At 42.0% G+C, this 13,638-nt stretch carries 10 protein-coding genes; 3 read left to right on the top strand and 7 right to left on the bottom strand.

Annotation, left to right across the window (positions count from 1 at the left end; all coding sequences use genetic code 11):
- Position 1: 1 nt before the first annotated feature.
- Positions 2–805 (top strand): hypothetical protein, encoded by an 804-nt coding sequence (locus AAW12_RS11865; protein WP_053003645.1) that lies wholly within the window; start codon positions 2–4, stop codon positions 803–805.
- On the top strand, positions 780–2,204 hold the full coding sequence (locus AAW12_RS11860) for a hypothetical protein (protein ID WP_046673837.1): 1,425 nt from the start codon (positions 780–782) through the stop codon (positions 2,202–2,204). The genes AAW12_RS11865 and AAW12_RS11860 overlap by 26 nt, the downstream gene beginning before the upstream one ends.
- Here the strand turns inward: AAW12_RS11860 and AAW12_RS11855 are convergent.
- Together AAW12_RS11855 and AAW12_RS25470 are read right to left on the bottom strand one after the other, a co-directional pair.
- The gene (locus AAW12_RS11855; protein ID WP_046673836.1) at positions 2,201–5,035 is read right to left on the bottom strand and encodes a collagen binding domain-containing protein; all 2,835 of its coding nucleotides are present in this window, start codon (positions 5,033–5,035) and stop codon (positions 2,201–2,203) included. The two genes, AAW12_RS11860 and AAW12_RS11855, sit on opposite strands and share 4 nt — an antisense overlap.
- Before the next feature lie 85 nt (positions 5,036–5,120).
- Positions 5,121–5,732, bottom strand: coding sequence for a LuxR C-terminal-related transcriptional regulator (locus tag AAW12_RS25470; protein WP_053003644.1), 612 nt, complete (start codon positions 5,730–5,732; stop codon positions 5,121–5,123).
- A 369-nt stretch (positions 5,733–6,101) separates the two neighbouring features.
- Between AAW12_RS25470 and AAW12_RS11845 the strand changes: the two genes are divergently transcribed.
- A complete protein-coding gene (locus tag AAW12_RS11845; protein WP_046673835.1) occupies positions 6,102–8,039 on the top strand; it encodes an ATP-binding protein in 1,938 nt (645 codons plus the stop codon).
- Positions 8,040–8,069: 30 nt separating this feature from the next.
- Here AAW12_RS11845 and rfbA read toward each other — a convergent pair whose 3' ends face one another.
- From rfbA to AAW12_RS11820, 5 genes are all read right to left on the bottom strand, one after another.
- Positions 8,070–8,927, bottom strand: coding sequence for a glucose-1-phosphate thymidylyltransferase RfbA (gene rfbA / locus AAW12_RS11840; protein ID WP_046673834.1), 858 nt, complete (start codon positions 8,925–8,927; stop codon positions 8,070–8,072).
- Between the two features lie 20 nt (positions 8,928–8,947).
- Positions 8,948–9,805 carry a dTDP-4-dehydrorhamnose reductase gene (gene rfbD / locus AAW12_RS11835; RefSeq protein WP_046673833.1) on the bottom strand — a complete coding sequence of 286 codons (858 nt, stop codon included), beginning with the start codon at positions 9,803–9,805 and terminating at the stop codon, positions 8,948–8,950.
- A gap of 3 nt (positions 9,806–9,808) precedes the next feature.
- Complete coding sequence (gene rfbC / locus AAW12_RS11830; RefSeq protein ID WP_046673832.1) at positions 9,809–10,366, bottom strand: dTDP-4-dehydrorhamnose 3,5-epimerase; 558 nt, start codon at positions 10,364–10,366, stop codon at positions 9,809–9,811.
- Position 10,367: 1 nt separating this feature from the next.
- Positions 10,368–11,423: a dTDP-glucose 4,6-dehydratase gene (gene rfbB / locus AAW12_RS11825; protein ID WP_046673831.1), complete on the bottom strand. Its 1,056-nt coding sequence runs from the start codon at positions 11,421–11,423 to the stop codon at positions 10,368–10,370.
- Positions 11,424–11,622: 199 nt separating this feature from the next.
- Entirely contained in the window at positions 11,623–13,623 is a 2,001-nt protein-coding gene (locus AAW12_RS11820; RefSeq protein WP_046673830.1) for a polysaccharide biosynthesis protein, read from the bottom strand.
- Positions 13,624–13,638: the final 15 nt, after the last annotated feature.

Raw genomic sequence — 13,638 nt, 5'->3', positions numbered from 1 at the left:
CGTGCGATATTATTTAATACTATTCGTCCTTTATATCTGTAATACCCTGACCTATGGACAGGGTATTTCAATATCTCCATCCCGCATTTTTTTCACTGGCGAGCCGGGGCAGACCGTTTCTCAGGTAATTACGTTTAGCAACACCTCGAACGCGGAGCTCAATTTTGTCGCCAACCTCAAAGATTGGGACCGCGATTCCATTGGGGTAAAAAAATATTATTCTCCGGGCCAAAAACAGCAATCAAATGCGGCATGGCTTACGCTCTCAGAAAACACGGTACGCCTGGCTCCGGGAGAGACCAAATCGGTGAATCTTTCTATGACGATCCCCAAAGACCCAGCTCCACAGCAGCTAAGCAACACTATGCTTTTTTTCACACAAGTGAAAGAACAAAAAGCAGCTGTTCAACATGGCCTTAATATGAACGTGCTTATTGAGGTAGGCATTCAGGTTTACCATACTCCTTCCGGATTAAATCCTGGAGATCTGGAATTCCTTGCTTTTGAGGATAGGCATATTATTCCAAGTCAGACGGGGCAATCTGTGCGCCGGATGGATATACATGTTAAAAATACAGGACAGATTAACAAGGATGCTTATGTGCGTTTTGAGCTAACTAATACAGAGACAGGAGAGGAAATCCCTATTAAGGCTGTCGCTATCGCGATGCTCCCGAGCTCGGATCAATGGGTGCAAATTGACCTTCCGGAGAAACTTGCTGCAGGGCGCTATCTTGCCGTCGCCATATTAGATGCGGGCAGCCAATATGATTTAAAAATTGCAGAAAAAGAAATTACATATTAAGCGCAATGTTGCGGTTTGTTTCCTGGGCTTTTTTAGCTTCTCGGGGCAGCATATTCATGCACAAACGACGTCCATCACCTTACCTCAAGCGAACATACAGGCTGGAACCGACTATAATACAGCTATTAACGCGGGCAACTATACAAGTGTAATCACCTTACTTCCTTCTTTTTCAGTAAAATCAACTGCAGCGACTTTTACCAGCACAACCAGTGGAAGTTTTCCGGCCAGTTTAGTGCATATGAAACTTTCGAGTATTGGCAGTCTTGTATTACTTGGATTGGGCACAAATAATGAAGTCGCCCTATCAACTGGTGGCGGTGTACTCTATGCGGCAGTAGCTAGTGTCGCTTCGGGCGCGGTAACCGCCAATGCACGCATTGCTACAGCGAGCCAGACTTGGACTGCAGGGGTATTTACAAATGATGTCAGCTTTTACACGCAAGGAGTATTGGCGGGGTCAATCTCTCCAGCAAGCTTCACGCTATCCATCACCATCCCCGGATTTATCAGTCCCCCAAGTAGTATAGGAACAACGAATATAGCTGTAAACGATCTTAGTTTTTACCGTTCTGCGAATGGAATCAGCGCCAATCAGATTATACCGGTATCAAGCACCGTACCTTACGTCCCAAGTATCCGAACAAGCAGCGCTCAGTTTAGTTTTAGTACTGGCCTTCCCTACAATACATTGCCTGTTTCACCTGTCTCCACAGTGAGCACGACATTAAATGGAGTCGGCACAGCAACCGTGGCCAATCTGTCGACCAGTGATCAAGCACTGACAAGCGCTGCCGGAATAGCTGTTGCGACCAACAACAATAGCTCGATTACACATACCTATACAATCGGATCGGCCTTCCTTAAAAGCAATTTTATACAGGCCGGCACCTATACTGTCCCTCTCACTTACACCTGGAACAAGTCGTCATCGGCCACCTATCCAACAACACCGGTACAGGCGCAGGCCAGTGGGAATTTAACTATTGTGGTCAGCGACCTCGGAGAAATCGTCGCAAATCAGCAAACCGTTAACCTTCCTTTTACGACGACCAGTAATTATGTTAACGGAGTCAGTACAAATATGCCCAGCCATTTAAAACTGAGTAAGACAACGCCTTACAACTTATATGTTCGTGCCACTACTTCCAGTTTTACTTCTGGGGTCAACAGTATTCCACTAAGTGTTTTGCGTATCGGTCCAATGACTGGCCAAACGGGAGTAAACACAGTTACCCTGTCCACAACGGCCCAGCAGCTCATCCAAAATGCCGATCCCGTCATCGATCGCACACTCAATATGCAGTACAGCATCCCCGCTTCGCAGACCAGCAATCTGCTGGGTAAGCCGGCAGGTACTTATACCGCGAATATCATCTATAGCTTTGTAGCTCCTTAAAATCTTTTAATGCCAACTTTGCGCCGTTGATCCCGATAACGCAAGGATGGAAGCTCATTCAGTCCCTCGGCTTTCACTTCTGCTTCGCAATTCGAATTTTCAATAACAAAAGGCATCCCTTCCGAATCAACCGTCAACTTATAAAAGCCTACAGGCAAATAGAAAATATATGCGCCGTCCTCGTTGGTCAATGCATTATATTTCTTTCCCTGACGGTCAATGGCGGTGATGCGGATACCACTCAGATCAGGCTTAGACTCCAGGTATTTAGTGGCAATTAACTGTATTTTGCCCCTAGCAGATTTAGTTTTGATAAGGGGCATATCCACAGACTTGTTCTTGGTTAGCACAACGGTCGACGGTCCCTGCGAAATCCAGCCTTGATTGTTCTCCGCTTGAATTGAAAAAGAACCCGCTTCCATTTCAACAAATTTAACGCGTCCCTTCGCATCTGTGATGGCTGCTTCCTTTCCGATTCGAATCAACACAGATTCCACAAATGGCTCATCATCATCCCGGATTCCATTGTTGTTCTTATCGTCAAAACAAGTCAACGCTAAGCTATAGCCTTTATAACTACCTGTCCGTCCAAAACTCTTTTCTATCCCCACTCTGATCTGCCTGTTGTTAAACGAATAGCGATCTAGCGGCTGCGGTTGCGGCGGATTTATTGGATCTGTCATAAACAGTAATTTCCCTCTGATAAACGTATAAAAAATATCTGCAGTGAGACTCCAGTTGTCTTTCATTCGCCAACGCGCATTTCCATTGATGGACAAATTGTTACTCCGCGAAAAACCATAATAACTGTACATGGTCGCAACCTGTACCTGCAAATTATGACCGAATGCCTCAAAGTGTGTATTAGGTCCTAGCGAATACATGCTATAGTTCGAATTGGTATAGGTAGCCAAAAGATCACTCAAATAATAAGGATTGATCTGAACAAATGCATTAAAGCCAAAAAGTGCATGGTCATAGTTCCCCGATACCCGCAGGGAGTGAAAAGGAGCTATCGGCTTTTCAGCGGTATTTCTGTAGGTATAACCATAGTCGGTCTGAAGCGAGAAACGATGGGTTTGCGTAAAAAAATTGAGATCGACAACGGTTCTTACTGAACTCGACTTCCAGTTTACGGCATTACTTCCCAATCCTAACCAGCTGTGATAATCAGCACCTTGCTTCATCCAATAAGGCCGCAGATCAATATTCAGTCGCCGAAGCGCCGTACGGTAACCGAGCTCATAAATTTCAATACGATTACTATTGTTAAAAAAGTAATTCCGATCGCCAATTTGATACTTGGGCCGATTATCCATAAAGCTTATTCTGGCCGAGAGACTTTTGATGTCATCCAATGGAATAACAATACGTGAATCCGACTGCAGCAGCCCTCGCCTAAGCCCTACATAATAGGGTGAGGTATAATAATTGGAACTTGAAATCTGGAACTGCTCAAAAATCCCATTATAATTTATGCCAGCAGCTAACCCCGCCTTTTGACCGCCAATATCGACTTTTTCAATGCTTGTACCTGCTTCCCAGGTAAGACTTTGATTCTCCGACCAGTCTTTGTATCCTTTTCCACTGAGCAAGTCACTTCGGACATTGCGGTAATTGTCTTTACTGTGTAAATATGCCAGGCTACTTTCCTGGTTTTTCTCTGATTTAAACGCATACTTTAGTCCCAGCACGCCGCCGCCTGGGGAGAACGTGTTCAGCTGATTCCATAGGAAATAATTATTTTGCACAGCATATACACTAACGGATCGGGACTTATCAAATTTATAACTTGCTCTAAGTCCGCGGCCGTTAACATATTGATCCAAATTCTCGTAGATATTACCTGCTTTCAGTCCCCATTTTTCCGTTTGATAATCGAGGTAACTATCGTACATCGTAAAAGCACGCTGATCTTGAAAATAATCCACATTCATGCGATAGCTCAACGAGCGCTCTTTATTCAGCGCAAGATTGCCGTATCCCTGAAGCTGATACACCGCTATATCCTGCCCTATATTGAGATAACGTAAGGCAATCATATTATTGTAGGGCTGATTCTGCAAGTTCATGGCCGAGCCGAACCGTTTTACGCTGCCTACTGTCATAATACGCACTCGGCTCGTCGCAAGTTGTTTACCGCCTGCTTCAATAGCTATCATCGTTAGTTCTACATCCGTGGCTATTTTCTTTGTGCGCATACGAGCAGTAAATCTCAGTAAGGACTGCCCTCCTGCAGCCAATGTTACGGGTAATGTTTCACCGACGACCTCCAGTTCCGAAGGAAGGTTAGCAAACTGCAATTGAAAGGTAAAGGGTATTAAACCCATATTGACGGCGCGTACCAAAAATTGCGTTTGTCCTGTTGACTGATCAATAAAATACTCGGGCTGCTCAGACTGAATCAATAGCGCTGCCTGAACATCCAACTGGGTATAAAAAACTTGGACAGGCTGTACACTCACGGATGGATCCTTCGTCTGCAGACCAATACTAAACTTTTGCACTGCACTTGAAATCGTCCGCCGGTCGGTCATGTATTTCAAGGGAAAGCTTTTCGTTTCATGTGCTTTCAGCTGTATTAATGGTGGCAATTTGATCAATCCCTGCAATGCCTTCGTATCGTTGGACTCAGGGCTTAGCTCAATTGCTCGATCCGTGTAGTTAACAATAATTAATTTGTTTGAAAATGTTTGGGATGGCGTGATCCGAAGGGAATCGTATTCGAAATGATAGGCAATATCGTATCGTTGCTGACTTTTCGCTATGGATAAGAAAAGAGCAGTATAGCAGAAAAGAAACACAAAAATTAAAAGGCTTCTTATTGGCATCGCATATCATTCAAGTATCCATAAAAATCAGGCTAAATTTAAAGAGATCGAAATTTAGGCAGTCACATATTCATGTAACGAATTATTAAGCGGTCAATTGGGCGATCAGTTCACCTTTGCTATTGATCTGAAACTTTCTATAAATTCGCTTGATATAAATACGGACGGTATCCAAGGAAATCGCATATTTTTGGGCAATCATTTTATAACTAAGCCCCTCAATAATGCCATTGGCGATCTGCAACTCGCGCGCAGTCAGCAAATTTTCGGATTGTTTGGCGCTGAACGCCTGCTCAATCAAAGCACGATTGACAGAAGGACTAATAAAAGAACCATTTCCCAAGGTCATTGTTATCGCATTTTTTAACGATTGCAGACATGTCTTCTTCAGCATATAGCCCACAGCGCCTTGTCTAAAGCAGCTACGCACCACCTTTACATCGCAATTATTGGTCAGCACTAATATTTCGGCACGTGGAAACAGGCTCTTAACCCGTTCAACAATTAAGCTATCTTGATGATCAATATCGATAATCATCACATCAGGGATTTGGTTGCGACGGGAAGAAGCAAGTGTATCCTGATCAAACAGTACATGTATCGGTATTGTTGATTCAGATTTATCGTTTTTGGATATGTTTTCCTTTGTTTGTATCCGCTCTTTCTCATCTATGTCGATTATCCCAACTGTAATCATGATATTTCACATTTTATTAAATTGAAAACTATAAGCTTAACTAATTCTCACGCTATATTCATTCTAGTCTGTTCAACCTATTGTAGTAAAGACAAACCTATCCTTAAAATTGTTTCTAAAGAAAAAAATAATCAAGAAAAAATTTAAACAAAGTGAAATTAATCACGTTAGAAATGAATTTCACAATAATTTATATACAAACCAATAAATAGGCTAAAAACGATTTACATAAATATAATTTTTATTATTTAGAAATTGACATTTCTTCGATAGAAAATTAAGTGTTATAACATCATCACCCACGTTCAGCTATACAAGCTGCGATCCTTTTATGAACAGAAACTTAATTATATTTGAGAAAAAATACCGATGCGCCATCTATCTTTCCTATTTATTGTTATCGTAATTGTGATTTGTAACTTCCAGGCACAGGCCCAAAACAGTGGTTGGGACAAGTTGGATAAGCAGGTATCGGAGGCAAGTAACGATTCAACCCGGATATTGGCTTATTACAAAGTAGCGTCTGAAATCTACCGCAGCAATCCTACGGAGGCGCAAGAGATCGTTTCCAGAGGATTAGGGCTCGCTACCAACAAAAGATTTGAGGCGCTGCAAATTGATTTATTAAATTTACAGGGAGTTATATACCTGAAGCTAAATAATTTCGATGAAAGTGTAAAAACCCATTTTAACGTACTCAAAAAACGAGAGGAACGCAACGACAAAAAAGGGATGATGCTTTCTTTTCTGAATATAGGAAATGTGTTTAATAAGAGCTACGACCCCCAGCAGGCCTTAAAATATTATCAACGCGCACTAGATCTTGCGAAGGAACTGCGCGATACGAGGAATCGAGCCAATATATCGACCAATATTGGGAATATATATGCCCAAAACGCATTAAATGGAGAGAAGAAAGCGGATGTGAATCATGCCATCGATTATTTAGTAAAAACGGTTGAGTTCTGTAAAGTCAATGCGCCGGAAGTTGATCTTTTCAATACCTACATTTTATTGAGCTATCTCTATCTCAAGGCAGATAAACTCGAATGGAGCACCTATTATACCGATCTAGCGATAGACATCACCTCCAAGAAAAAAGATCCAGTTGGCGAAAGTTATGCCCGTATCAATCGGGCAAATATCTATATCAAAGAAAAGCGCTTTGATCTTGCCGCAAAAGAAGTCGCTCTCATTAAGACCATCATTGCTGAAAGCGGTTTTACCAATCTAACAGAAGACCTACAGGGAGATTTCGATAAAATAACAAAGGCGATCAAAGATCAAAATCAACACGTCATTCTCAGCGATCAGGACAGCTTGGACCGCAAATTTCATGAGGATGCTGCGACGCTTCGTGTTCGGATCCGGGAAGAACTTCGGGAAAAATATGAAAGCGAAAAAAAAGATCTTGAAAATAAGAACCTACTCTTAAAAAACGCGCATGTAGAACGAGAAGCCCATTGGATAAAGTTGATCGGATTATTAACCTTTTTTGTGCTCCTGATATTTTTGGTTATGGTTCTTTTACTCGTCAAAAATAATAGATTATTACGTGAAGAAAAACGGAAGGTAGATCAGCAAGCCGCTGAGATCAGGCATCAACATGGAGAACTCATCCAGGCAGATCGATTTCGGTCGAGCCTATTTTCCGTTGTATCACATGATCTGCGTAGCCCTATGGCGACTTTTCAGACCTTACTCGCTGTATCGAAAATCGTGGATTTGCCAACCAATGAAATCAAAGGAATGCTGCTTAGTATTGGTTATCAGGTAGAAGTTGCGGCAAAGATGCTGGACGATCTTTTGATCTGGTCCTCGCAGCAGATGGCCGATGAGAAGCTCGACATCCAAACGGTATATCCAATGCAGGTTGTCGAAGAATGCCAGCAGTTGTTTGCGGATAGAATTCTTTTAAAGAAATTAAATGTCCTGATCGATATCCCTTCCGAGCTGACCATCCAAACCGATTTAAAACGGTTTGAGTTTATCGTCCGGAATATCTTTAGCAATGCCATCAAATTCAGTCTCAGCGGGAAATCCGTCGTTATTGGTCAGCGGGAAAGCTCCGAAGGCATTATTATTTCTATTCGAGACGAAGGTTTGGGCATGGACGAAACTACCATCCGATCGCTGCAGGATAAGGGATTTCAAAAGAGTTTCGAAGGAACTTTTCATGAGAAAGGCACTGGAATCGGACTTCTATTATGTCATGAATTTGCAAAGCGAATTAATTGTACAATTTCCATCGAAAGCACGATTGGCTTTGGAAGCACATTCTATATTCAAATACAAAAAAATGGATAGCTTTGCTATCCATTCAAGTTTTATGATCAACTATTTTATTCGCTTAAGATATTCGCCGTAACCCGATTTACTCAACGGAGCTGCTATTTTTAGCAGCTGTTGCCGATCGATATAGCCCATGCGATACGCTACCTCTTCTATAGCACCTATTTTCATTCCTTGCCGTTCCTCAATCACTTGGACAAATTGTGCAGCCTGCATTAGTGACTGAATAGTCCCGGTATCCAACCAGGCCGTTCCGCGATCAAAAACGCCTACTTTTAATTTGCCCTGACGGAGGTATTCCTTATTAACATCGGTAATTTCCAATTCACCTCTTGAGGAAGGCTTTATACTTTTAGCAATAGCGACCACATCATTGTCATAGAAATAAACTCCTGGCACCGCATAGTTAGATTTCGGCTCTTTTGGTTTTTCCTCAATGGAAACGACCCGCTTTTCTTGGTCAAATTCAACTACTCCATACCGTTCAGGGTCCTGTACAGGATAAGCAAAAACAACTCCTCCATCGGGGTCAGCACAAGACTGTAAAATCTTTGATAAGCCCGATCCATAGAAAATATTATCACCTAAAATAAGGGCGACCTTATCGTTTCCAATAAACTCCTCACCCAATATGAAGGCTTGTGCCAATCCATCGGGACTCGGTTGCTCCTTATACTCAAACCGACAGCCTAATTCTGTACCATCACCCAGTAACTTCCTGAAATTCGGCAGATCCTGCGGTGTCGATATAATCAAAATTTCCCTTATCCCAGCCAGCATCAATGTTGACAGGGGATAATATATCATCGGCTTATCGTACACAGGCATCAATTGTTTACTTACAGCCAACGTAAGTGGATGTAGTCGTGTTCCTGAACCTCCGGCCAATATAATTCCTTTCATAGTCTTTGTTTAGATCCTTCCTAATTTTTAAATTCTTCGGCCAACATTTTAGCCAGACTTATTTCCCAATGGGGTACCTCAACTGCAAAAACAGCCTTGATCTTCGATTTATCAAGTAACGAGTACTTTGGCCTGCGAGCTGGTGTGGGGTACGCACTTGTCGGAATCGGTTTTACTTGACAGTCGAACGAACGGAAATCACGTATTGCTACAGCAAAGTCGTACCAAGAAATTTCACCTTCGTTACTATAATGATAAATACCGCCCTCCCTTTCGGAGGAATCCACTATTTTTACTATTGCCAAGGCTAGATCCTTCGCATAGGTCGGGCTTCCAATTTGATCGTTAATAACACCTACTTCTTCACGCTCATCCATTAAACGACACATGGTTTTAACAAAATTTTTGCCGTAAGTGGAATATACCCAAGAGGTACGTATGATGATTGCTGCAGGACACCATTTCTGGATTGCCTGTTCTCCGGCCAGTTTCGTCTGCCCATATACATTGATGGGTGCTGTTTCCGCCTTTTCAGTTAAAGCGGAAGCCGAAGTTCCATCAAAAACGTAATCAGTTGAAATCGCGATTAGGCCTGTACCATGGAGATGACAATACTGTGCGATCTCCTCGCAAGCCAAATGATTGACCAGATCAGCAGTTACCTGATCCTCCTCCGCCTTATCTACAGCTGTATAAGCTCCTGCATGAATAATAAGATCCGGCTCATACATCGCCAAAATTTGTTGTATGATCTGAATTTGATCCAATGGTAATTGTTTCCGATCCAAAAAATAACATTCCTTTTCGGGCTTGTCGAACAAAAGGTCTTTTAGTTCAGAGCCAAGTTGTCCTGAAGCTCCGGTGATAACAATCCGCATACCCTATGATATTAATTTCAAACCTAACCCTTCAAAGGATTGTGCCTCCTGATCTTTTTGAGAGAGAATCATTCGTTCACTAGGAATTTGCCAGTCTATCGAAAGTTCCATATCCAATGGATTTACACCATCTTCCGACTCTTTATGATAGTTGTTGTCACATTTATAGAAAAAGACCGCATGTTCGGACAATACAGAAAATCCGTGCAAAAAGCCCCTAGGGACAAATAATTGTTTTTTATTTTCAGCCGAAAGTTCAACCGAAACATGCTGCCCAAAAGTAGGTGATCCTGGACGCACATCGACAGCGACATCCAATACTTTACCTTCCACAACACGAACCAATTTTGCCTGCGCATGATCACCGGCCTGCAAATGTAGACCTCGAACGACACCAAACTGTGATTTGGATTGGTTATCCTGTACAAAATGCGGTGTGTAACCAAGTATGGCGGTTAGTTTTGTTTCATTAAATGATTCAAAAAAATAACCTCTTTCATCCTCAAAAACAGTCGGTTCAAGTATAAAGCAGCCTTTTAATTTAGTTTCTGTATACGTCATGCTATGCGTCTTTGTATTGGTTGTCGTAATATTTTTGATAATCACCAGAAGTCACGTGATCCAACCACTCCTGATTAGCCAAGAACCAGTCTATCGTCCGAGATAAACCTTCTTCAAAAGTTACCGAAGGTTTCCATCCCAATTCCTGATTGGTCTTCGTGGCATCAATGGCATAACGCAAATCATGACCTGGTCTGTCTTTCACAAAGGTAATCAACTGTGCTGAGGTACCTGCAGCACGGCCCAGTTTCTCATCCATTTGTTTGCACAGCTCCTTGATCAGGTCTATATTTTGCCACTCATTAAATCCACCTACATTATAAGAATCTCCATTTTTCCCTTCATGAAAAACTAAATCGATGGCTTTGGCATGATCAATAACATATAACCAATCGCGGGTATATTTTCCATCACCATAAACAGGCAGCGGTTTATGATTCAAAATATTATGAATGCATAATGGGATCAATTTCTCCGGGAAATGATTCGGCCCATAGTTGTTGGAGCAGTTTGTCAGAACAATAGGCAAGCCATAGGTATCATGATAAGCCCGCACAAAATGATCGGAGCTGGCTTTGGAAGCTGAATAGGGCGAATGCGGATCATACTTTGTTTCTTCCGTAAAAAAACCCGTGTCACCGAGCGCGCCAAACACCTCATCCGTTGACACATGATGAAAACGTTTTCCTTCCAGATTATCCTTCCAGATTATCCGGGCAGCGTTCAGTAAATTGACCGTTCCAATGACGTTTGTCATAACGAAAGCCATTGGATCGACAATAGAACGATCGACATGGGACTCCGCCGCCAAATGGATAATACCATCGGGCTGATATTCCTGAAAAATAACCGAGACAGCTTGCTGATCCGTAATATCCGCCTTAACAAAAGTGTAATTGGGCAAATGCTCTATATCTTTTAAATTCTCCAGATTCCCAGCATAGGTTAAAGCATCCAAATTTATAATTTGATATTCAGGGTATTTCAACACAAACTCACGGACAACGTGTGAACCTATAAAGCCTGCTCCTCCAGTAATTAAAATTGTTTTATTCATATAATGATTCTCGAATGTTTAGACCATTGGTCCGCGAATGATGAGTTCACCAAATAGTTCGCTAAAATTAGGATGATTTTTGTTAATTGACAAGTTTTAATCCATGAGTAAATGGAATAAACAAAAAAGCCTTCTATTCAGAGGGCTTTTCACTTCTTTATCGTGTTGTTATCTAAAACTTACCTGTCTTACAACAGCTTTACAATACATTCTTTACCAACGAATATACCGGTACCTCCGCTGCGGATTCATGAATCAATTCAATTTCTTTTTCCTCCGTCAATGCATCCAGCACCTCGTATTCCGAATTTTGGGATTTAAACTCGGGGACGATCTGCTTCATACCTGCGACAAGTTCCATAAAATCTGGCAACTGTGTATCTGCATCCAAAATCTGTCGGCAGATCGCATTAATACGCTCTGCTTTAAGCGACAATTCATCGTGGTTTACTTTCGCGATCATGATTTTTGGATGGTGTGTCTTTACCGTATTCTCATTATTTGCCAACAATTCCTCATAAATTTTCTCGCCAGGACGCAGCCCAACAATTTTAATATCAATATCTTCCGGGTAACGATAGCCCTTCAATTTGATCATTCGTTTTGCCAGATCAATGATTTTAACAGACTTGCCCATATCAAACACAAAGATCTCTCCTCCCTTACCCATCACACCAGCCTCTTGCACCAATTGACATGCTTCGGGTATCGTCATAAAGAATCGGGTGATTTCAGGATGGGTCAGGGTCAGCGGACCACCATCCGCCATCTGTTTCTCAAAGAGCGGAATAACCGAACCATTTGAACCCAATACATTTCCAAAACGTGTAATGATAAAACTGGTAGTTGATTTACCACTGCAGCTACTTACATAGATCTCAGCCATGCGTTTTGTCGCTCCCATGACATTCGTTGGATTGACAGCTTTATCCGTCGATACCATGACCATCTTTTTAGTGCCATATTGCATACAAAGATCAGCCACATTTTTGCTTCCCAATACATTGGTCTGAATAGACTCGTAGGGATTCGCCTCCATTAATGGCACATGTTTATAAGCCGCAGCATGAAAGACCAAATCGGGTTTGTATTGCGCAAATATCTTTTGCATAAAGGCATAATTACGCACATCACCTACCACGCAGTGCATCTGCTCAGGCTGTGTAGCCCTGATCGATTGCTGTATATCATATAGCGCAGACTCGGCTTGATCCAATAGAATCAAGGTTTTATAGTGACGTCTGGCGATCTGACGAGCCAATTCCGAACCGATGGATCCAGCAGCACCGGTCACCAAGATCACCTTCCCTTGCATCTCTTCTTCAATTTCCGGATGATCCAATTTGATCGGTTTACGTCCCAATAAATCTTCAATTTTTAACGGCCTGATCTCACGCTTGGCTCCAGAATTAAGTAAAATTCGTGCTGGAGGCATGATCTTCAATTCGAGTCCAATATTTTGGAACCAGTCTGACACATATTCCAAACGCTCGGGATCGTTGTTTTCAACAGCAATAATAACCTGAGAAATCTGATTTTTTTCAACAAATTCTTTTGAAATCTCTGTAATATCACGGATTTTCAATCCCGCAAGGCGCTTACCGATGCGCGAAATCTTATCTTCCACAAAAGCGACAACCTGATATTTGATCCGTTGATCTTCTTTTAATAAGGAATACGAAACCAAACCGGGTCTTGAAGCGCCAAAAATCAGAACGTTCTCGCCTTTTCTCGCCGGTAAAAAAAGATACTCATAAATTGTACGATAAACGACGCGCGCGCCGACCATAATCACCAGTAGAATACAGGCTTGCATGGTCAGGACGCCATATGATAGACGAAGGTAATCTCCGGCTAGGGTCCCTTTATCAAAAACAGCTTTGATCAAAAGGGTCAATACCATGAGCGCAAGATAGGCTGACGCTACTGTTTTAAATATTTTGATTGTATCACGAATTCCCGTTTGTCTAACAATACCTTTATAGGTGTTATAGCAGAGAAACGTGATAAAAAACACCGGTAATACCACAACAAGTTTCTTCAACATTAAAGCCACATCAAATACCCCTTTAAAGTTGTTGACCACGTAGTTTGAAAACACATAACTTCCAAACACAAACCACATATCGATTAATAAAATAACCCATCGTGGATTGTCCTTACGAAGACGTCTTTTTAAATCTCCTAGAGAACCCATCATAAATTTCCCTTTTTA

Origin of the sequence: Sphingobacterium sp. Ag1 (genome assembly GCF_000988325.1) — a bacterium.
Taxonomy (GTDB): domain Bacteria; phylum Bacteroidota; class Bacteroidia; order Sphingobacteriales; family Sphingobacteriaceae; genus Sphingobacterium.
The sequence above is the reverse complement of the archived record's forward strand: the minus strand, read 5'-3'. Positions and strand labels throughout refer to the sequence as shown.

Coding starts and splice junctions, on each gene's coding strand:
- rfbB (WP_046673831.1), bottom strand. CDS start 11,423: ATGAATAAAACAATTTTAATTACTGGAGGAGCAGGCTTTATAGGTTCA.
- AAW12_RS11845 (WP_046673835.1), top strand. CDS start 6,102: ATGCGCCATCTATCTTTCCTATTTATTGTTATCGTAATTGTGATTTGT.
- rfbD (WP_046673833.1), bottom strand. CDS start 9,805: ATGCGGATTGTTATCACCGGAGCTTCAGGACAACTTGGCTCTGAACTA.
- AAW12_RS11820 (WP_046673830.1), bottom strand. CDS start 13,623: ATGATGGGTTCTCTAGGAGATTTAAAAAGACGTCTTCGTAAGGACAAT.
- AAW12_RS11855 (WP_046673836.1), bottom strand. CDS start 5,035: ATGCCAATAAGAAGCCTTTTAATTTTTGTGTTTCTTTTCTGCTATACT.
- rfbC (WP_046673832.1), bottom strand. CDS start 10,366: ATGACGTATACAGAAACTAAATTAAAAGGCTGCTTTATACTTGAACCG.
- AAW12_RS25470 (WP_053003644.1), bottom strand. CDS start 5,732: ATGATTACAGTTGGGATAATCGACATAGATGAGAAAGAGCGGATACAA.
- rfbA (WP_046673834.1), bottom strand. CDS start 8,927: ATGAAAGGAATTATATTGGCCGGAGGTTCAGGAACACGACTACATCCA.